The sequence below is a fragment of the Streptomyces sp. NPDC056222 genome (genome assembly GCF_042264065.1).
GTDB lineage: Bacteria > Actinomycetota > Actinomycetes > Streptomycetales > Streptomycetaceae > Streptomyces.
The window spans coordinates 97,517-118,870 of the sequence record NZ_JBHJTL010000014.1 but is presented as its reverse complement, the minus strand read 5'-3'; the positions used below and the strand labels follow the sequence as shown (position 1 = coordinate 118,870).

Sequence of the window (21,354 nt, the reverse complement as noted above, 5' to 3'; positions counted from 1 at the left end):
GGGGCCTGTGGGGGGGGGGGGGGGCGGGGGGGGGGTATCTCTCGGGGGGGCCGGGGGGGGCCCGGCGGGGGGGGGGGGGGCGCGGCGCGCCCCGGGGGCCCCCCCGCCCGCCCCGTCACAGCGCCGGGTAGGCGTTCTTCATCAGTTCCTGGAACTGGGCCGAGAACCACTGCCCGGAGAGCGGCGCGTCCCCCAGCGCCCCCGACATGCTGTTGCCGTTACGGGCGTTGCCCGTGTACGTCGGGTCGCACATCCGGTCGAAGCCCTTGCCCTCGTTGTTCGGGATCTCCTTGCTGGCGCCGTCGGACTCGCCCGGCGGCTTCATCCACACGTACGCGTCGATGCCCGCGGCCGGAGCGGCCTGCGGCCGTTCGCCAAGCCCCGCGCCCGACTGGTTGCACCAGTTGCCGAGGTGGATGCGCCGGTCGTAGCGGCCGCCGTTGACGTAGGTGTCGACGCTGGTCGTCGCGCCCGGGGCGGTGGGCCGGGCGGTTCCGCCCCAGCCGTTGCGGGAGGTGTCGATCAGCATGCCGAGCTTGGAGTCGAAGCCGAGCGAGACCAGCTTGTCGCGCATCGCCTGGGCGTACGACAGCTCGTCGACGTACCGGTTCCAGTCCACCCACTTCGACTGGCGTACGGAGACGCCGTTCACGCTGTCGTTGATGGTGAAGTGGTTCTCCTTCAGCGCGCTGTAGTTGGCCGTGTTGACGATGAAGCCGTGGACGTTGGCGAGGGTCGAGCCCTCGGCCTGGGCGGCCGTCCTGAAGAGTTCGGCGGACGCGCCGAAGTTGTCGTCCCAGCCGAGCCAGCCGTGGTGGCCCGCGTCCACGTAGTTGTAGACGTTGCCGATCGTGCCCAGCTTGTTCAGGGCGTAGCCGACGCCTTTGACGTAGTTGCCGTTGGTCTTCATCACATCGCAGTTCGCAGTCGCCGTCGGGCGCCCGGACACATTGGTGACGAGGTTGGGCAACGAGTCGATCTCGACGGTGGTGACGATCCGCAGGCCCGCGTACTTCGGGTCGGCGAGGATCGCGGAGATCGGGTCGATGTACTCGGTCTTGTACCGGTCGATCTCCGTCGGGCCGAGCTCGCCGTTGGAGGCGAGCGCGGCACAGTCCCGGCCCGGCAGGTTGTAGATGACCAGCTGCACGACGAGCTCGCCGCTGCCCTTCTGGACCAGGGCCTCGTCGAGGTGGTCGCGCAGACCCATGCCACCGTTCACGCCGGCGATGGCGGCCGTACGGTCCAGCCAGACGCCGGTGGGCTGGTTCGAGATCTTGGTGCCACCGGGCTCGGCCGCCGCCTTCGCCGACCACTCGGGGTTCACATACACCCGGGCGCCGGCGTAAGGGTTGTCGGCCTTGGTGCCCGCAGGCGGTGGAGTGGTCGGTGGGGTCGTCGGGGGAGTGGTGGGCGGGGTCGTCGGCGGCTGGGTGGTGTCGTTGCAGACGACTCCGTTGAGCGTGAACGTCGCGGGGACGGCGTTGGTGCCCGTGTGGGAGCCGTTGAAGCCGAAGGACGTCGAACCACCCGTCGCCAGGCTGCCGTTGTACGAGACGTTCTTGGCCGTCACGGCGGCGCCGGACTGGGTGAGCGTGGCGTTCCAGCCCTGCGTGACCTGCTGACCGTTCGCGTAGGACCATCCCAGGGTCCAGGAGCTCAGCGGGTCACCGGTGTTGGTGACGGTGACGTTGGCCCCGAAGCCGGTGTTCCACTGGTTGGTGACCTGGTAGTCGACCTTGCAGCCGGCCGCTGCTGCTCCGGCCGTGCTGGTCATGACGGTGGCGGTGGCGCCGCTCGCCGTGATCAGGCCGATGGCCGCCAGGAGGGCGGTGCGGCTCGTTGTGCGGCTCATTGCGCGGTCCTTTCAGTTCAGGGCGCGCAGATGGTCGCGCAGCCCGATGCCGAATGCGGTGGGTGTGCCGTCGTACGAGGTGATGAGGGCCGGTCCCGAGGAGCAGTTCCAGGTGTTCCAGGTCCAGCCGAGATACGAGAGGCCGCGGTCGTCGAACCACTTCATGACGCGGTCGATGAAGCCGTGACCACAGGTGTTCTCGCCGATCTCGCCCGCGACGAGGGGTACCTGCGCGGCGACCGGAGCGAGCGTGCTGTCCCAGCACGTCTCGTTGGAGCAGGTGTTGAAGTTGTAGACGTGCCAGGCGGCGGCCAGATTGCCCGCCGGGTCGGTGGGACGGTGCGAGAGCCATTGGCTGAGATCGTTGGAGTACGCGATGCCGGGGACGAGCACGAGGTTCCGGGCGCCCGTGGCCCGTACCGCGTCCAGCAGGTCCTGCATTCCGGCGACCTCGTAGCCGATGCCCGGGCAGGTGCCGCCGTCGCGCCAGCAGCTCCATGCCTGCGCGGTGGTGGAGGTCGCCCGGTCCGGATACGGCTCGTTGAACAGGTCGAGCACGACCCGGCGGTCGTTCTTGAAGGTGTCGGCGACCGAGGTCCAGAAGGCCGGCGTGTACTGGGCGTTCGGCATCGGCTTCTGGCAGGAGGCATGGATGTCGGAGCAGCCTGCCGAGTTGCCGGTGTACTGCCCGTAGGTCCAGTGCAGTTCGACGATCGGGGTCATGCCATGGGCGAGGACGCGATCGACGAGCCCCTTCACGGCGTTGATGTAGTTCGTGCCCCGGTACTCGGGCTTGATGTTGTCGAGGCCCAGCCAGCACTCCTCGTTGAGCGGGATGCGAACGGTGTTGGCCTTCCAGTCCGCGATGGCGCGGACGGACGCGTCGTCGACCGGGCCGTCGAAGATGCCGTGACCCTGGACGCACATGAACTCGCCGCCGGAGCGGTTGACGCCGAGCAGACGACGGGTCGCGCCGTTCTGGTCGGTGAGCCGGGTGCCGGCGACGCTCAGTTCGGGCGCGCCGGAGACGGGGTCGGGCGGGTCGGTGGGATCGGTGGGCGTAGGAGTGGGTGTGGGGCTCGTCGGCGTGGGTGTGGGCGTCGGGTCCGGTCCCGGATCGACGTTGCAGGCGGTCCCGTTGAGCGTGAAGGAGGTGGGCGCGGTGTTGGCGCCCGCCCAGGAGGCGATGAACCCGGCCGTGGCGCTCGCGCCCGTGCCGAGGGAACCGTTCCAGCTCTCGTTGACGGCCGTGGCCGTCGTGCCGGACTGGGACCACTTGCCGCCCCAGCCCTGACTGATCTTCTGGCCGGCCGGGAAGTCGAAACCGAGACTCCAGCTGCTGAGCGCCGCACTGTTGTTGGTGACGGTGACGGATCCCTGGAAGCCGCCGGCCCACTCGCCGACGACCCGGTAGTCCACCGTGCAGGGAGGTGCGGCCGCTGCTCCGGAGGCCGTACCTACCACGGCGAGAGCGGTGCTCGCCATGGTCAGCGCCGCTCCGGCGAGCAGCGCGGACAAGCGTGGGGGATGTCGCATGAGCGACTCCTTGCAGCGAGGACGCGTCGCTGACGACGCGCCGACTGACGGAATCGCTCCCACTGGTGGGGCCAGACCGTAGCGTCAACTGGCCCCAACGAAAAGAGGAGTTGACGAACTTCTCGGTCGAATGTCTTCGACTCTTCACGTGCCTTGACGCCCTTGTGTCCCAACTGCACAGTGGGAGCGCTCCCACTGGTTCAGAGCTTGTTCCCCCACTCCCGCAAGCCCCACCTCCCGAGCCGCGAGGAGAACCGCCCCATGCCACCACGACGACGACCACCGAGAACGCGTCGGCTGCTGACCGCGCTGGCCGCGGCGTTGTCTCTGCCCCTGGGCCTGACGGCCGTCGGCACCACCACCGCCCACGCGGCGGCGGTGCAGTGCAGCGTCGACTACCGGACCAACGACTGGGGTTCGGGCTTCACCGCCGAAGTCACCCTCACCAACCGCGCGACCACCCCGCTCGACGGCTGGACCCTGACCTACGCCTACAGCGGCGACCAGAAGCTCTCCAACGGCTGGAGCGGCACCTGGTCCCAGTCCGGGAAGACCGTCACGGTCGCCCACGCCGACTGGAACAGGACGATCGCGGCCGGAGCGGCCGTCACGACCGGCGCCCAGTTCACGTACAGCGGCACCAACACCGCCCCGACCGCCTTCGCCGTCAACGGCACCTCCTGCACCGGCGCCCACCAGCCGCCGGTCGCCGTGCTCACCAGCCCCGCCCCCGGAGCGGTCTTCACCGCGGGCGACCCCGTGCCGCTGGCCGCCACCGCGGCAGCCGCGGACGGCGCGACCGTGGACAAGGTGGAGTTCTACAGCGACACCACCCTGCTCGGCACGGACACCACAGCCCCCTTCACCCTCGGCGCCACGGGCCTCGCCGTCGGCTCCCACTCGCTCTACGCCAAGGCCTACGACAGCCTCGGCGCCTCAGCGGAGTCCGCCCCGGTCGGGATCACCGTCGCCGCCGGACCCGCACTCGTCGCCACCCCAGCCCAGTTCGGGGTACGCCAGGGCGCCACCGGCACGTACGAACTGAAGCTCTCCACCCAGCCCGCCGCCGACGTCACGGTGACCGTCGCCCGCACCTCGGGCAACACCAACCTCACCGCCACCCCCGTCGGCCTCACGTTCACCCCGGCGAACTGGAACACCGCCCAGAAGGTGACCGTCGCCGCCGCGGCCACAGGCACCGGCTCGGCCGTCTTCACCGCGACCGCTCCCGGCCACACCAAGGCCGAGGTCACCGTCGCCCAGCTGGCAGCCGACTCCACCTACGACGCCCGCTTCCTCGACCTCCACGGGAAGATCACCAACCCGGCCAACGGCTACTTCTCGCCCGAGGGCGTTCCGTACCACTCCGTCGAGACGCTGATCGTCGAGGCTCCCGACCACGGGCACGAGACGACCTCGGAGGCGTACAGCTATCTGATCTGGCTCCAGGCGATGTACGGGAAGATCACCGGAGACTGGACCAGGTTCAACGGCGCGTGGGACACCATGGAGAAGTTCATGATCCCCACCCATGCCGACCAGCCCACGACCGGCACCTACAACGCCTCCAAGCCCGCCACCTACGCACCCGAGCACGACCTGCCGTCCCAGTACCCGGCCCGGCTCGACTCCGGGGTCACCGCCGGCTCCGACCCGATCGCCGCCGAGCTGAGGACGGCGTACGGCACCGACGACATCTACGGGATGCACTGGCTCCAGGACGTCGACAACGTCTACGGCTACGGCAACGAGCCCGGGAAGTGCTCCGCCGGACCGACGGCGACCGGGCCCTCGTACATCAACACCTTCCAGCGCGGCCCCCAGGAGTCCGTCTGGGAGACCGTCCCGCACCCCACCTGCGACAACTTCTCCTACGGCGGCAGGAACGGCTACCTCGACCTCTTCACCGGGGACGCCTCCTACGCCAAGCAGTGGAAGTTCACCAACGCCCCCGACGCCGACGCCCGCGCCGTCCAGGCCGCCTACTGGGCCGACATCTGGGCCAAGGAGCAGGGCAAGGGCGCCCAGGTGACCACGACCGTTTCCAAGGCCGCCAAGATGGGCGACTACCTGCGCTACGCCATGTTCGACAAGTACTTCAAGAAGTCCGGGAACTGCGTCGGACCGACCGTCTGCCCCGCCGGCACCGGCAAGGACAGCGCCCACTACCTGATGTCCTGGTACTACGCCTGGGGCGGCGCCACCGACACCAGCGCCGGCTGGTCCTGGCGCATCGGATCCAGCCATGCCCACGGCGGCTACCAGAACCCGCTCGCCGCCTACGCGCTCAGCGAGTACGCCCCACTGAAGCCCAAGTCGGCGACCGGCGCGGCGGACTGGGCGACCAGCCTCGACCGGCAGCTGGAGTTCTACCGCTGGCTCCAGTCCGACGAGGGCGCCATCGCCGGCGGCGCCACCAACAGCTGGCAGGGCCGCTACGCCCAGCCCCCGGCCGGGACCCCGAGCTTCCACGGCCTCTTCTACGACGAGAAGCCCGTCTACCACGACCCGGCGTCCAACCAGTGGTTCGGCTTCCAGGCATGGTCCATGGAGCGGGTCGCCGAGTACTACCGGCAGACCGGTGACGCGGCCGCCGGGACCGTGCTCGACAAATGGGTCGGCTGGGCGCTGTCGAAGACCACCATCAACCCCGACGGCACCTACCGCATCCCCTCCACCCTCCAGTGGTCCGGAGCCCCCGACACCTGGAACGCCACGAACCCCGGCGCCAACGCCGGACTCCACGTCACCGTCACCGACTACACCGACGACGTCGGCGTGGCCGCCGCCTACGCCAAGACGCTCACCTACTACGCGGCCAAGTCCGGGCACGCCGAGGCCAAGCGGGTCGCCAAGGCACTCCTCGACGGCATGTGGACCCACCACCAGGACCCGCTCGGCATCGCCGTCCCGGAGACCCGCGCCGACTACAACCGGTTCGACGACCCGGTGTACGTACCGAGCGGCTGGACCGGCGCCATGCCGAACGGCGACACCGTGAACTCCTCGTCCACCTTCGCCTCGCTCCGCACCTTCTACCAGGACGACCCCGCCTGGCCGAAGATCGAGGCCTACCTCGCGGGCGGCGCCGCGCCCGTCTTCACGTACCACCGGTTCTGGGCCCAGGCGGACATCGCCCTGGCCATGGGCTCGTACGCGGAACTGCTCGAATAGCAGCGCCCCGCGGAAGAGCGGTCGCGCGTACGAAACGGCCGGGCAGGCCCCTGTGTTCAGGGTCTGCCCGGCACCGCTCTTCGCCGTGAGCACGGCAAGCGATAAGGTCGCTTCCGTAGCGCGTCGAAGCGCTTGTCCGAACAGGGTCGTGGAGAACGGGGCGGAGATCAGCATGGTGACCCTCGCCGATGTCGCGCGCCACGCCGGAGTCTCGGCCAGCACGGTCAGCTACGTACTGAGCGGCAAGCGGTCGATCTCCGCCGCGACCCGCGATCGCATCCGACGCAGCATCGAGGAGCTCGGCTACCGCCCGCACGCGGGCGCCCGCGCGCTCGCCAGCAGCCGCACGAACATCCTCGCGCTGATGATGCCCATCCGCACCGACATGTACGTGCCCGTTCTCATGGAGATCGCGATGGCCGTCACCACGACCGCCCGCGCCCATGGCTACGACGTGCTGCTCCTCACCGGCGAGGAGGGCCCGGAGGCGGTCCACCGCGTGGAAGGCAGCGCCCTGGCCGACGCGATGATCGTGATGGACGTCGAACTCGAGGACCCGCGCCTGCCCCCTCTGAAGGCGGCCGAGCGCCCCGCGGTCCTCATCGGCCTGCCCGCCGACCCCGGCGGACTCAGCTGCGTCGACCTGGACTTCGAGGCCGCCGGCGCCCAGTGCGTGAACCACCTCGCCGAGCTCGGCCACCGGCAGATCGCCGTCCTCGGCGAGCCGCCGGCCGTCTACGCCCGTGGCACCGGCTTCGCCGAACGCACCCTGGTGGGACTGCGCGGCACGGCGGCCGAGAAGTCGGTCGGCCTGCTCCACCGGCCCTGCGACGGCACCTACGCCGCGGTGGCCGCGACCGTCGTCCGGATCTTCGAGGAACGCCCCGCCACCACCGCACTGGTCGTCCAGAACGAGGCCGCCGTCGAACCGCTGCTCGCGCTGCTGCGCCAGCAGGGGCGCGCGGTGCCCGAGGACGTCTCGGTGATCGCGGTCTGTGCCGGCCAGGTCGCGGCCGAGGCGTCCGTGCCACTCACCTCCATCGGCGTCCCTGCCCAGGAGATGGGGCGGCTCGCCGTCGAGAGGGTCTTCGCCCATCTCGAAGGGCAGGAGCCCTCCGGCACCGTCCTGATCGCACCCGAACTCGAAGCGCGCGGAAGCACGGGACCCGCCCCCGCGGGCGGACCGGAGCGCACCGGCGCCGGGGAGAGAGGCCGGCGTGGCCACAGCCGTCGATGAGGACGCGACGGAGTTCCACGAGTTCTTCGAGCGCCACTACGCCGAACTCGCCCGCCTCGCCCACCTGTTGACCGGTGAGGCCGACGCGGCCGACGATCTCGCGGCGGATGCGATGGTCGCCCTCTGGCACCGCTGGGACCGGGTGCGTTGCGCCGACCACCCCGTCGCGTACGCCCGCGGAGTCGTCGCCCACCTCGTCCGCAGCCGCATCCGCAGCGCCGTCCGCGAACGACGCCGCGTCGCGCTGTTCTGGGACCGGCGCTCCGAACGCGTCGACGACCCCGACGTACCGGCGGTCGTCGACGTCCGGAGCGCGCTGCGCGCCCTGCCGTTCCGCAAGCGTGCCTGTGTCGTCCTGCGCCACGCCTTCGACCTGTCGGAACGGGACACGGCACAGGTCCTCGGCGTCTCGGTCGGTACGGTGAAGAGCCAGACCTCCAAGGGCATGGCCGAGCTGCAGCGCGTGCTCGGGCCCGGAGCGGCGTCGGAACTGGCCGGGAGGAAGGCGTGAGGGGTGAGGGAGTGGGGACGGAGCGCGTGACGAACGAGGACGAGCTGCGCGCACGGCTGCGGGAGGCGGCCGAAGCCCACCGTCCGGACCGGGCCCGGATGCTGGCCCGGGTCGAGCGCGGCATGGCCGCGGACGCGCGAGCCGTCCCCGGGCGGCCCGTCCGGCCCCTGCGCCCCGTGCCCTGGCTGAAGGTGGCCGGAGCGGCGGTGGCCGTCGCCGGGATCTTCGCCGCAGGCGGCTACGCCGTGACAGCGCTGTCCGGCCCGTCCCGCTCGGTCACCGCGGCCGGCAGCGAGCCGAGCGCGGAACCGCGGCTGCGGGCCGAAGGCGTGGTCGACCCGGGCAGCAACCGCTATTGGGCGCAGAGCGACCTCACCGTCACCACCTCGACCCCGCTCTCCGGGCTCGTTGTCGAGCTACGGGTCGCGCAGACCGGTGGTGTCGCCTCCACCGGCAACTGGCGCACCCTGCCGGCCGAGGACTTCACCGTCTCGGTACGGGAGGACGGCGGCGCCCTCGTCTACCGCTGGACCCTTACCTCGGGCCGCACCGTTCCGGCCGGACGCCATGTCTTCGCCGGCCAGTACAACCACGCCGAGGGCGGGCGCGACGCCGGATCCGACACGTACACGGTCACGGGGACGGACACCTCCGGCCACCGGGCCTCCGCACACGGCGGCTTCGCGCCCACCGCTCCGTAGGGCTTGCCGGCAGCCGGGTCAGCGGACCGCGAGAAGGTGCTCCAGAGCCAGCTGGTCCAGACGCTCGAAGGCCATCGAACGACCGGCCGCCGCGGCCGGGTCGAAGGACTCGTACGCGGTGGGGTCGGCGAGCAGCGCCGCGAGACCGTCGGCGGCCGTGGGGGTCGCCAGCTCCGGTAGCCGGGAGGCCACCAGTGCTTCCTGGACCTCCGGGTCGGCGCGGAAGGCGGCCGCACGCTCCTTCAGGATCAGGTAGTTGCGCATGCAGTTCTTCGCGGACTCCCACACTCCGTCGAAGCCGTCGGTGCGCACGGGCTTGAAGTCGAAGTGCCGCGGCCCCTCGTACCCGGCGCTCTCCAGGAGGTCCACCAGCCAGAACGCCTGGCGCAGGTCGCCGGCCCCGAAGCGGAAGTCCTGGTCGTACTTGATGCCGGACTGGCCGTTGAGGTCGATGTGGAAGAGCTTGCCGGCCCACAGGGCCTGGGCGATGCCGTGCGGGAAGTTCAGCCCAGCCATCTGCTCGTGGCCCGTCTCCGGATTGACGCCGACAAGCTCCGGCCGCTCCAGGCGCTCGATGAACGCGAGCGCGTGCCCGATCGTCGGCAGCAGGATGTCACCGCGCGGCTCGTTCGGCTTGGGCTCGATCGCGAACCGCAGGTCGTAGCCTTGCTCGGTGACGTACTGGCCGAGCAGGTCGAAGGCCTCCTTCATGCGGTCCAGCGCCACGCGCACGTCCTTCGCCGCGCCTGACTCGGCGCCCTCCCGGCCGCCCCAGGCGACGTAGGTCGTGGCGCCGAGCTCGACGGCCAGGTCGATGTTCCGGATCGTCTTGCGGAGCGCGAATCGGCGTACGTCGCGGTCGTTGGCGGTGAAGCCGCCGTCCTTGAACACCGGGTGCGTGAAGAGATTCGTGGTGGCCATCGGCACCTTGAGGCCCGTGCTCTCCAGCGCGGCCCGGAAGCGCTTGACCACACCGTCGCGCTCGGTCTCCGAGGCGCCGAAGGGGATCAGGTCGTCGTCGTGGAACGTGACGCCGTACGCACCGAGCGCGGCGAGCCGCTCGACCGACTCGACCGGGTCGAGCGCGGGGCGGGTGGCGTCGCCGAAGGGGTCGCGGCCCTGCCAGCCGACGGTCCACAGACCGAAGGTGAACCGGTCCTCGGGGGTGGGGGTGAACCGGCCTCCGGGGGTGGGGGTGAAGCGTTCCGCCATGCTCTGTCCCTCTTTAGTAGCTCGGCCGCGGCGAACACCGCGAACTGATACGCGGCCAGGTCTGGCCCGGGTATTTGTTTTCTGAGATAACTAATACGGCAACGCGCGAGAGCGCGCCAGAGGCCGAGTCGAGGAAAGGTGAACGCCATGCCGGCGACACACCCCGTGGTGATCGGTGTGGACAGCTCCACGCAGTCCACCAAGGCAGCCGTGGTCGATGCCGCCACCGGCGCCCTGCTCGCGGTCGGCCGCGCCCGGCACACCGTCACCGGAACCGGCGGCGCGCGCGAGAGCGACCCCGAGCAGTGGTGGTCCGCCCTCGGAGAAGCCGTCGCCCGGGGACTGAAGGAAGCCGGGGTGGCCGCCTCCGCCGTCACCGGGATCGCGGTCGCGGGGCAGCAGCACGGCCTGGTCGTCCTCGACCCCGCCGGCCGCCCGCTGCGCCCCGCACTGCTCTGGAACGACACCCGCTCGGCGCCGCAGGCCACCGACCTCACCGACGCGCTCGGCGGCCCCGACGCCTGGCTGGCGCGGGCCGGCTCGGTGCCCGTCGCCTCCATGACGGCAGCCAAGTGGCAGTGGCTGTGCGAGCACGAGCCCGCCACCGCCGCGGCGACGGCAGCGGTCCGCCTGCCGCACGACTTCCTCACCGAGCGGCTCAGCGGCGTCGCCGCCACCGATCCCGGGGACGCCTCAGGCACCTGCTGGTACTCCACCGCCGACGGCGCCTACGACCCCGCGCTCCTCCAACTCCTCGGCCTCGCACCGGAGTCGCTCCCCGTCGTCGCCCCGAGCGGCGCCACCCGTGTCGGCACCCTCACCGCGTCCGCCGCGGCGACGCTCGGCCTCCCGGACGGCGTCGCCGTCGCCGCCGGAACCGGCGACAACATGGCCGCCGCCGTCGGACTCGGCCTCGGCGGCGCCGGACACCTCGACCACCCCGTCGTCAGCCTCGGTACCTCCGGCACCGTCTTCGCCACCACCCGCACCCGTCCCGCCGCCCCCGGAGTCGCCGGCTTCGCCGCCGCCGACGGCACCTTCCTCCCGCTCGGATGCACCCTCAACTGCACTCTCGCCGTCGACAGGTTCGCCGACCTCCTCGGCCTCGACCGCGAGGACGCCGTCCCCGGCGACGGACTCGTCGTCCTGCCGTACCTCGACGGCGAACGCACCCCCGACCTGCCGCACGCCGCCGGACTCCTCACCGGGCTGCGCCACACCACCACCCCGCGAGCGATCCTCGGCGCGGCCTACGAGGGCGCCGCCTTCACCGTCCTGCGTGCCCTCGACGAACTCCTCGCCGCCTGCGGGCTCGACCCCGCCGACACCTCGGTCCGGGACCGTCCGCTGCGCCTGATCGGCGGCGGCGCCCGGGGCAGGGCCTGGACGGAGACCGTCCGCCGGCTCTCCGGACGGCCCCTGATCGTCCCGTACGCGACCGAACTCGTCGCCCTCGGCGCCGCCGCCCTCGCCGCGGCGGCTGCCTCCGGCGAGGACCCGGTCGCCGTGGCGACCGCCTGGGGCACCGGCCACGGCGAGCTGCTGCCGGCGTCGGCCAAGGACCACGAGACCTGGGACCGCATCGCCGGGACGCTCGAACGCGCCACCCCCGCCCTGCTGTCCTGACGCGACCTGAGACCGACCCGCCGGCGTCCCACTCACCGCCCCGCACCAGAGCGACGAGGACCACGATGAAGTTCACCAACGGCTTCTGGCTCATGCGAGAAGGCGTCCACGCCTCCTACGCCACCGAAGTACGCGATCTGCACGTGAGCGCCGACCACTTCACCGCATACGCCTCCGTGAAGCGCGTCGAGTCGCGCGGCGACACACTCAACTCGGCCCTGATCACCGTGGAATGCTTCTCGCCCGCCGAGGGCGTGATCGGGGTGAGGCTGACCCACCACGCCGGAAAGGCGCACCACGGACCTGACTTCGTCCTGCCGGGCGACACGCCCTCCGCCGCCACCGTGCACCGCGAGGGAAGCGTCACCGAACTGGCCACCGGACCCCTCACCCTGCGCCTGGACCGCGCGGCCCCCTGGGCCCTGGAGTTCCTGGACGCGCACGGCCGACCCCTGACCACGGCGGGCCCCAAGGGAACCGCCTTCGTCACCACGGCCGACGGCGCCCACCACATGGCGGCCCAACTCGCCCTGGGAGTCGGCGAGAACGTCTACGGACTCGGCGAGCGCTTCACCCCGTTCGTCAAGAACGGCCAGACCGTGGACATCTGGCAGGCCGACGGTGGCACCAGCAGCGAACAGGCCTACAAGAACATCCCGTTCTACCTCTCGTCACGTGGCTACGGCGTCTTCGTCAACCACCCAGGCAAGGTCTCCTTCGAACTCGGCTCGGAGTCCGTCGGCCAGGTGCAATTCAGCGTCGAGGATCAGACGCTCGAGTACTACGTCGTCGCGGGACCCACGCCCAAGGACGTCCTCACCCGCTACACCGCCCTCACCGGTCGCCCCGCGCTCCCGCCCGCCTGGTCGTTCGGCCTCTGGCTCACCACGTCCTTCACCACCCCCTACGACGAGGCGACCGTCACCGAATTCGTCGACGGCATGGCCGAGCGCGGCATCCCGCTCTCCGTCTTCCACTTCGACTGCTTCTGGATGCGGGAGTACCAGTGGTCGGACTTCCAGTGGGACTCCGAGACCTTCCCCGATCCGGCCGGAATGCTGGCCCGGCTCAAGGAGCGGGGACTGAGGATCAGCATGTGGATCAACCCGTACATCGCGCAGAAGTCGACGCTGTTCGCCGAGGGACTGGCCGGCGGCTACCTGGTCAAGCGGCCGAACGGGGACGTCTGGCAGTGGGACCTGTGGCAGCCCGGCATGGCCCTGGTCGACTTCACCAACCCGGAGGCCCGTTCCTGGTTCCAGAACCGGCTGCGGCCGCTCCTCGCCTATGGGGTCGACTGCTTCAAGACGGACTTCGGTGAGCGCGTCCCCACCGACGTCGTCTGGCACGACGGCTCCGACCCGGAGCGGATGCACAACTACTACACCCACCTCTACAACCAGACGGTCTTCGAACTCCTGCTGAAGGAGCGGGGCATGGGCGAGGCGGTCCTCTTCGCCCGCTCCGCCACCGCCGGCGGCCAGCAGTTCCCGGTCCACTGGGGCGGCGACTGCTGGGCCTCCTTCGAGGCCATGGCCGAGTCGCTGCGCGGTGGTCTTTCGCTCTCCCTGAGCGGCTTCGGCTTCTGGAGCCATGACATCGGCGGATTCGAGGGGACGCCCGACCCCGCCGTCTTCAAGCGCTGGCTCGCCTTCGGCCTGCTCTCCTCGCACAGCCGGCTGCACGGCAACGAGTCCTACCGGGTGCCGTGGGAGTTCGGAGAGGAAGCCGTCCACGTGGCCCGGCGGTTCACCGAACTGAAGCACCGGTTGATGCCCTACCTCTACGGCGCCGCGGTCGAGGCACGCGCCACGGGCGTGCCCGTCATGCGGCCCATGCTGCTCGAATTCCCCGAGGACCCGGCGTGCCGGACCCTCGACCGGCAGTACATGCTCGGACCCGATCTGCTCGTCGCGCCCGTCTTCTCGGCCGACGGCGAGGTCGAGGTCTATCTGCCCGCGGGGGAGTGGACCCATCTGCTCACCGATGAGACGGTCTCGGGACCGGGCTGGCGCAGAGAGGTCCACGGCTTCGACAACCTGCCCCTGTACGTGCGCCCCGGCACGGTGCTCCCGATGGGCGCCGACGAGCAGCGCCCGGACGGCGACTGGCTCCAGGACCTCACGCTCCTCGTGACCCCGGGGACGGTCGACCGGACCGTCACCGTGCCCGACACGCACGGGGAGACGGGCGCCGTCTATCGCGTGGTCCGCACGGGCGGAGAGTTCCGGGCGACCACCCACGACACCGACCGCCCCTTCCGGCTGCGGCCGGTCGGAGGCGGCTCGGCCGAGGGGCGTACGGAGGTCGCCGTTCCCGCGCCGCACTGACGTCCTGCGCCGAGACGGCTCCGGGCACGACGAGGACCGCAGGCGCACGAAGGCCGGCGGCACGACGAAGACCGCCGGCACGACGAAGACCGCCGGCACGACGAAGACCGCCGGCAGGCCGGCGGCACGACAAGGGCCCGGCACCGAAGAGATTCGGTCCCGGGCCCTGTCGGTCGCGCTTCGTCCGGACCCTCAGCCGGAGAAGGCGACGTGCGCGAGACGAACCGTCCCGCGCAGCTCGATGCGGAGATCGGCGACCCCGCGCGCCAGGATCTCCGCGCCCACGGTGACGTACGCGTACGGTCCGCCCGTCGCCGCCACCTCGATCACGGCAAGCGGAACGCGATCCCCGCCTGCCCCCAGGGCCAGCTCCACCATGCCCTCGCCTGCCGCCTCGATCGCCACCTCGGTCGCCCCCTCCCCGAAGTCGCAGCGCCGGAAGACGAGTTCGCCCTCCTTGCCGGGGTCGGCCGGGGTCACGCAGTCCCCGGACACCTTGGTTCGGTCGACGATCTGCGTGCCGCTCTGCTCGTCGTACGCGACCGCGTCGAGGCCCAGCTCCATGACCGGTCGTGGGCCGGACCGTACCCCCAGGACCTCCAGAGGCGCGGAGGCCAGAAGCTCCGCCGAGGACCCGCCGACGAGGATCTCGTACATCCCCGGCTCGACCGACCATCGCCCGTGCGCCACGTCCCAGAAACCCAGCGCCGAGAGCGGGACGTCGAACGACAGAGCCTCGCACGCGCCGGGGCTGAGGTGGAGGCGGCGGTGCGCGACCAGCTCCCGGTGCGGGCGCGGCACCGACGGAGCCACGGCCCGTACGTACACCTGGGCCACCTCGTCGGACGCGACGGTGCCGGTGTTCGTGACCGTGCAGGAGACGCGTACGAGTTCCCAATCGATGCGCGCGACCGCATCCGCGTATCCGAACGTCGTGTACGACAGACCGTGTCCGAAGGGGAACAGCGGGACGCCGTCGAAGTACAGATACGTCTGGCGGCCGCCGATGACGTCGTAGTCCAGCAGGTCGGACAGGTCCGTGTCGGAGGCGTACCACGTCTGGGGGAGGCGGCCCGCGGGAGAGACGTCGCCGGCCAGCACCCGGGTCAGCGCGGTGCCGGCGGCCTGGCCGCCGTGCGCCGTCCACAGCAGCGCGGGCAGCGCCTCGGCGGCCTCGGCAACGGCGAACGGGTACGAGGAGACGAGCACGAGCGCGGTGCGGGGGTTCGCCGCCACGGCCGCGCGCCACAGCCGGTCCTGCTGCCCGGGCAGCGCCAGCGTCGTACGGTCCTCGGTCTCGCGTCCGTTGATGTGGGGGTCGTTGCCCGCCACGACGAGGACGACGTCCGCGTCCGCCGCGGCCCGGGCGACCGCGCGCTCGCCGTGCTCGACGACCTCGACGGTGAGGATCTCGGCGGATGCGCGGTCGGCGGCAACTTTCACGCCGTCGGCGGCGACAGACACATAGCCGCCCGTCCCGATGTGCACCAGGAGGTGTCCTTCGCCGTGTTCCATCCAGCGGAACGTCTCCTGGACGACCCAGCCCCCCGGCTGATCGGCCGAGGCCCGGACGAAGCCGTCCTCCGCTACGGACAGATACCGCCCGTCGGGCGCCCGCAGCGTGAGCACCCCGCCGCCCCAGTCGGTCAGCGCGAACACCGAACCCTCCGCGTCCGCGGTCAGCGGCGGGAGGTCGGTGCGACCGGTGAGCAGCGCCGGGTCCAGGGCGCCCTCGGCGCCCCGGGCCTCGTCGGGCGCGCCGCTCTCGGGCACCCGCAGCCACGCGCCCGTGGTGGTCCGCAGCGTGACCCGGTCGGAGCCGTCGGCGTGGCGCACCCGGTCGGAGCCGTAGCGCTCGCGCACACCGTCCAGCGGGGTGGAGCGGTGCAGCAGCGTGCCGCTGTACCAGTCGAGCTTGCACGCGTCGGCGAGCGGACCGACGACGGCGATCCGCGCGTCGGCGGGGAGCGGAAGCAGCGGGCCGCCGCCGTTCTGCGGCTCGTTCTTCAGGAGCACGACGGCCTGTTCGGCCGCTTCGAGTGCCAGGGCCCGGTGCTCGGGCGTGTCGAACGCGCCCTGCGCGACGTCGGGGGCGAGGTCCGGGTCGAACTCGCCGAGTGCGGCGCGCACGGCGAGTTGCCTGCGCACCGCCGTGTGGATGTCGGCCTGGTCGAGGAGTCCCCGCTCCAGCGCCCCGCGGAGGCGGGCGACGATCGGCCCGGCGTCCGTCCCGTGATCGGTGAAGGAGTCGACACCGGCGCGCAGCGCGGCCGCCGTGGCCTCCTCGTGGGTGGCGAAGTAGTGCTCGTGCTCGACCAGGTTGGTCGGTGCGCCCGCGTCGGAACAGACGAGGAGCTCCTGGTCGGTCCAGGTGCGCAGGTGCTCACGCAGATAGGGGGAGAGATGGTTCGGCCGGCCGTTGACCAGGTTGTAGGCGGGCATCACGCCGGCCACCGCGCCCGCCTCGACGGCGCCGCGGAAGGCCCGCAGATCGTATTCGTGCAGTACCCGCGGTCGGACCGACGCGGACGAAGTGGCCCTGTCGGTCTCGTTGTTGTGCGCGAGCCAGTGCTTGAGCACGGGGGCGGTGCGCCAGTACGTGGCATGGTCGCCGCGCAGACCACGGGTGTACGCGACGGCGATCGCGGACGTGAGGCCCGGGTCCTCGGAGTAGCCCTCCTCGCCCCTGCCCCACAGGGGGTTGCGCAGCAGATTGACGGTCGGCGCCCAGACGTTGAGCCCGACGCGTTCGTCCTTGGCGCGCATCGCGCGCACCTCCCGGGAGACGGCCTCACCGATCCGGCGGACGAGTTCCGGGTTCCAGGTCGCGCCCAGGCCGACGGCCTGAGGGAAAACGGTGGCGGGTCCCATCCACGCGACGCCGTGCAGCGCCTCCTGCCCGGTGCGGAAGGCGGCGAGGCCCAGGCGGTCCACGGCGGGCGCGAACTGGTGCAGCATCGCGATCCGCTCGTCGGGCGTCAGCCGCGCGAGGAGGTCGTCGATCTGCCGTTGTACGGTCACGTACGAATCCCTTCATTCGAAGCGCTTCGAATGCTCGGTCCGATCCTTCGTCAAGTCAAGATGCCAGGGTGCTCGATGACCTTCCTGCCCCTGAATCAGGGGGAGTTGTGTCTCCCATGACCTCCCTCTCCGTCGCAGGCGAATCTTGCGCCCGACTCTTGCCGGGTCTGAGACCTTCGCTTAGCCTCGCAGCAACATCGAAGCGCTTCGACAGGTATTCGACGGGCTTCGGCAGGCTTCGACGCGCATCGTCACCGCTTGTCGAGCGCGCCGCGGGCCGGACGGCCCGCCCGCTTCCACGCTCCATGCCCCACCTCGGACTTCGCAGCCGACCGGCGGCCACAGCCGCCGAGTGTCCCGGCGCGCCACGAAGGGTTGACGCAATGACGCCGAACGACGCCGTCTCCAGCCGGAGAAGCTTCCTCGCCTCCACCGCCGTGGCCGCGGCAGCGATAGCCGGAGGGATGCCGCTGCTCGCCGCCTGCGGCGGAGGGGAGACGGCGAAGAAGGACGGCACCACCACTGGCAAGGACGCGCAGAAGATCCTCCCCGCCTTCGTCGCCCGCACGGTCGTCGCCCCCGACATCCCCTCGAAGAACGGCTCCTCGGACGGCTTCTTCCGGGCCATCCCCAAGGACGAGCTGGCCACCTCCGTCGCCACCAAGCGGGGCAAGGGCAGCGCCATCCGGGTCATGGCCCCGTTCTGGGGGACCCCGCCGGCCGCCGACAACGCGTATTACACGGCCATGAACGAGGCCATCGGAGTCAAGGCCACCTGGCTGAACCAGGACGGCGCCGTCTACGACCAGAAGCTCGGAGCCATCCTCGCCTCCAGCGACATTCCCGATGTCGTCGTCGTTCCCGGCTGGAACCTCGGCGGCAAGATCCCGAGCGCCATCAACGCCAAGTTCGAGGACCTCGGCCCGTACCTCTCCGGCGACAAGGTGAAGGCGTACCCGAACCTCGCGGCGATCCCCACCGACGCCTGGCAGCGCTCCATCTTCGGCGGGAGCCTTCGCGGGCTGCCGATGCCCGCCTCGTACGTCACCAACATCGCGCCCTTCTACCGCAAGGACGTCTTCGACGCGAAGGGCTGGCAACTGCCCAGGAGTGCCGACGAATTCCTCGCCCTGGCAAAGGAGATCACCAGCGCCAAGGCGAAGGTGTGGGCCTGCGGCGACATGACCTGGACCGCCTACAACATGTTCGGTGTCCTCTCCGGCAGCGAGAAGTCGCTCGGCTGGAACCTCGTCGACGGCAAGCTGGTCAACCGCATCGAGACCCCGGAGTACCTCGAAGCGCTGGAGTGGACCCGCAAGCTGTTCGACGCGGGCGTGGTCCACCCCGACGAGAAGGCGCAGAACCAGGGCGACGCCGGCAACCGGTTCACCGCCGGCCAGGTCCTCATCTACAACAACGACCTCTCTCACTGGTACGCCAAGACCGCCGAACAGGCGGCCCAGAACCCGAAGTTCGCGATCTCGGCGATGGACATCCCGGGGCACGCGGGCGGCAGCCCCAAGCTCTGGGCGACCAACCCCGCGAACATCTGGGCCTTCGTCAAGAAGGGCAGCTCCAGGACCGTCGTCGAGGACGTCCTCGCCATGGCCGACTTCACCGCAGCCCCGTACGGCACCAAGGAACGGATGCTCACCGACTACGGAGTCGAGGGCGTCGACCACACCGTGAAGAACGGGATGCCGGTCAAGACCGATCAGGGCAACATCGAGGTCTCCAGCTCGTGGCTGTTCGTCGCCAGCCCAGCCCCCTACGTCGCCCATCCCGACTTCCCCGAGGCCACCCGGGCGACGGTCGAGTGGCAGCAGCGCATGGGCGCGTTCACCAGCAAGTCCTCCTTCTACGGGATGACCGTCGTCGAACCCTCCCGGTGGACCGGCCTCATGAACGACTTCGAGCAGCTGGAGAAGGACGTCGTCCGCGGCCGCAAGAAGGTCTCCGACATGCAGCAGGCGGTGTCGGAGTGGAAGAGCAAGGGCGGCGACCAGCTGCGCGACTGGTACAAGAAGCTGCTCGACGCCAACGGATCCGCGGCGAGCTGACCGTGACGCACAACCCCACCCCGACGAGGCCCCGATCCCGGTCCAGGACCGGGCCGGCGTCCCGGCAGCGGTCCGGATCCCAGCCCGGATCCCCGTCCGGGTCGCGGCCCGGGCCCACGTCACCGGACCGAACCCGGTCGTCCGGACGGATCCCGCTCGGTCGCCGGCTGAAGCGGGACCGTGCCCTGCTGCTGATGACGGTCCCCGCGCTCCTCCTGGTCCTGGTCTTCAACTACATACCGATCCTCGGCAATGTGGTCGCCTTCCAGGACTACGACCCGTACATCTCGACCAACGGCGTCACCGCCATGCTGGAATCGCCCTGGGTCGGTCTCGCCCAGTTCGAAAGGGTCTTCGCCGACCCGGCGTTCTGGGACGCGGTGGAGAACACGTTCGTCCTCTTCCTACTCCAGCTCGTCCTGTACTTCCCCGTACCGATCGCGCTCGCGCTGCTCATCAACAGCGTGCTGCGGCCACGGCTCCGCGCGCTGATCCAGGCCGTGCTCTACCTGCCGCACTTCTTCTCCTGGGTGCTCGTCGTCACCGTCTTCCAGCAGATCCTCGGCGGGGCGGGCATCATCGCGCAGACCCTGCGCCAACACGGCCACGAGGGCTTCGACCTCATGACCGACCCGGAGATCTTCAAGTTCCTCGTCACCGCCGAGGGAATCTGGAAGGACGCCGGCTGGGGCGTCATCGTCTTCCTGGCGGCCCTCGCCGCCGTCAACCAGGACCTGTACGAGGCCGCCGCCATGGACGGCGCCGGCCGATGGCGCCGCATGTGGCACGTCACCCTGCCCGCCCTGCGCCCGATCATCGCGCTCCTGCTCGTGCTGCGGGTGGGCGACGCGCTCACCGTCGGCTTCGAACAGCTGCTGCTCCAACGCGACGCGGTCGGGCCCGGAGCAGCGGAGGTCCTGGACACCTTCGTCTGGTGGACCGGACTGCGCAGCCAGGACTTCAGCTACGCGGCGGCCGCCGGTCTGATCAAGGGCGTGGTCGGCCTCGTGCTGGTCCTCTCGGCGAACAAGGCCGCCCATCTCATGGGCGAGCAGGGGGTGTACCGGAAATGACCACCACGACACCGGGCCCGGGGCGGACGGTCCTGAGTACGGCGGCGGAGCCCGGGCGCTCGCGCTGGGCCCCGCCGGACCGCCCCGTCTGGGAGGAGCCACCCACCCGGGCCGGGCTCAGCGCCAAAGGAGGCGTCCTCGGCCTCGCCTGCCTGGCCGTGCTGGTCCCGCTCTGGATCGTGATCGTCACCAGCCTCTCCTCGAAGAAGACGATCACCGAGGCGGGCGGGCTGGTGATCGTGCCCCGGGACATCACCTTCATCGCCTACCAGGAGCTGCTCAGCGGAGGCCAGGTCACCCGCGCCGCCCTCGTCAGCGTCGGGGTGACGGTCACCGGCACCGTCTTCTCGATGGCCGTCTCCGTCCTCTGCGCGTACGGGCTGTCCCGGCCGGGATCGGTCGGCCACCGGGCGATCCTGCTCACGCTCATGGCCACCATGTTCTTCGGCGCCGGGCTCATCCCCACCTATCTGCTGGTGCAGACGCTCGGTCTGACCGACACCTATCTTGCGCTGATCCTGCCGAGCGCGGTCAGCGTCTTCAACATCCTCGTCCTGCGCGGCTTCTTCATGGGGATCTCGCCCGAACTCATCGACAGCGCCCGGATCGACGGCGCCGGCGATCTGCGCATCCTGTGGCAGATCGTGATGCCGCTCTCCCGCGCGGTCATCGCCGTCATCACACTCTTCTACGCCGTCGGCTACTGGAGCGCCTGGTTCAACGCGTCGATCTACCTCAGCGACCAGAACATGATGCCGCTCCAGAACGTGCTCATCCAGCTGGTCCAGAAGCAGGAGATCCCCGTCGGTCTCGGGCAGGCGGTGAAGGCCGGCCCGCTCTCCGGGCTCGCCGTGCAGATGGCGGTCATGGTGCTCGCGCTGCTCCCCGTCGCCGCGTTCTCCCCCTTCGTGCAGAAACACTTCAAGAAGGGGATGCTCACCGGCGCCGTCAAGGGGTGAGCCCCGCGTCCTCGCCACGCCGCCTTCCTCCCACCGTTCCCCGTCCAGCGTGAGGTTCG

13 protein-coding genes are annotated in these 21,354 nt (G+C 70.7%); 9 read left to right on the top strand and 4 right to left on the bottom strand.

The genetic code is table 11. The features are described from left to right. Positions 1-115: 115 nt before the first annotated feature. Positions 116-1,855, bottom strand: a complete 1,740-nt coding sequence (locus ACFC0D_RS10080; RefSeq protein WP_376433109.1) for a glycoside hydrolase family 6 protein — start codon at positions 1,853-1,855, stop codon at positions 116-118. A 12-nt stretch (positions 1,856-1,867) separates the two neighbouring features. Further along, entirely contained in the window at positions 1,868-3,391 is a 1,524-nt protein-coding gene (locus ACFC0D_RS10075; RefSeq protein ID WP_376433107.1) for a cellulase family glycosylhydrolase, read from the bottom strand. A gap of 261 nt (positions 3,392-3,652) precedes the next feature. On the opposite strand from ACFC0D_RS10075, the gene ACFC0D_RS10070 reads away from it, so the two are divergent. From ACFC0D_RS10070 to ACFC0D_RS10055, 4 genes are all read left to right on the top strand, one after another. Then, positions 3,653-6,565, top strand: coding sequence for a glycoside hydrolase family 48 protein (locus ACFC0D_RS10070; RefSeq protein WP_376433105.1), 2,913 nt, complete (start codon positions 3,653-3,655; stop codon positions 6,563-6,565). 172 nt (positions 6,566-6,737) lie between these two features. Beyond that, complete coding sequence (locus ACFC0D_RS10065; RefSeq protein ID WP_376433117.1) at positions 6,738-7,802, top strand: LacI family DNA-binding transcriptional regulator; 1,065 nt, start codon at positions 6,738-6,740, stop codon at positions 7,800-7,802. Continuing rightward, the gene (locus ACFC0D_RS10060) at positions 7,783-8,313 is read left to right on the top strand and encodes a SigE family RNA polymerase sigma factor (RefSeq protein ID WP_376433103.1); all 531 of its coding nucleotides are present in this window, start codon (positions 7,783-7,785) and stop codon (positions 8,311-8,313) included. The genes ACFC0D_RS10065 and ACFC0D_RS10060 overlap by 20 nt, the downstream gene beginning before the upstream one ends. A 26-nt stretch (positions 8,314-8,339) precedes the next feature. Further along, positions 8,340-9,014, top strand: coding sequence for a hypothetical protein (locus ACFC0D_RS10055; RefSeq protein WP_376433101.1), 675 nt, complete (start codon positions 8,340-8,342; stop codon positions 9,012-9,014). Between the two features lie 18 nt (positions 9,015-9,032). On the opposite strand, the gene xylA is transcribed toward ACFC0D_RS10055, so the two are convergent. Then, positions 9,033-10,226 (bottom strand): xylose isomerase, encoded by a 1,194-nt coding sequence (gene xylA, locus ACFC0D_RS10050; protein WP_376433099.1) that lies wholly within the window; start codon positions 10,224-10,226, stop codon positions 9,033-9,035. Between the two features lie 147 nt (positions 10,227-10,373). On the opposite strand from xylA, the gene xylB reads away from it, so the two are divergent. Next, positions 10,374-11,852 (top strand): xylulokinase, encoded by a 1,479-nt coding sequence (gene xylB, locus ACFC0D_RS10045; RefSeq protein ID WP_376433097.1) that lies wholly within the window; start codon positions 10,374-10,376, stop codon positions 11,850-11,852. Positions 11,853-11,917: 65 nt separating this feature from the next. After that, positions 11,918-14,182 carry an alpha-xylosidase gene (gene yicI / locus ACFC0D_RS10040; protein ID WP_376433095.1) on the top strand — a complete coding sequence of 755 codons (2,265 nt, stop codon included), beginning with the start codon at positions 11,918-11,920 and terminating at the stop codon, positions 14,180-14,182. A gap of 192 nt (positions 14,183-14,374) precedes the next feature. Here yicI and ACFC0D_RS10035 read toward each other — a convergent pair whose 3' ends face one another. Continuing rightward, positions 14,375-17,203 (bottom strand): glycoside hydrolase family 3 C-terminal domain-containing protein, encoded by a 2,829-nt coding sequence (locus ACFC0D_RS10035; protein ID WP_376433093.1) that lies wholly within the window; start codon positions 17,201-17,203, stop codon positions 14,375-14,377. Positions 17,204-17,586: 383 nt separating this feature from the next. On the opposite strand from ACFC0D_RS10035, the gene ACFC0D_RS10030 reads away from it, so the two are divergent. Genes ACFC0D_RS10030 through ACFC0D_RS10020 form a run of 3 tightly spaced genes read left to right on the top strand, consistent with a single transcriptional unit; the run spans position 17,587 to position 21,295 of the window. After that, complete coding sequence (locus tag ACFC0D_RS10030; protein WP_376433091.1) at positions 17,587-19,263, top strand: Tat pathway signal sequence domain protein; 1,677 nt, start codon at positions 17,587-17,589, stop codon at positions 19,261-19,263. Between the two features lie 2 nt (positions 19,264-19,265). Further along, positions 19,266-20,336, top strand: a complete 1,071-nt coding sequence (locus ACFC0D_RS10025) for an ABC transporter permease subunit (protein WP_376433089.1) — start codon at positions 19,266-19,268, stop codon at positions 20,334-20,336. After that, positions 20,333-21,295, top strand: a complete 963-nt coding sequence (locus ACFC0D_RS10020) for a carbohydrate ABC transporter permease (protein WP_376433087.1) — start codon at positions 20,333-20,335, stop codon at positions 21,293-21,295. Before ACFC0D_RS10025 ends, ACFC0D_RS10020 begins: the two co-directional genes overlap by 4 nt. The last annotated feature ends 59 nt before the right edge of the window (positions 21,296-21,354 follow it).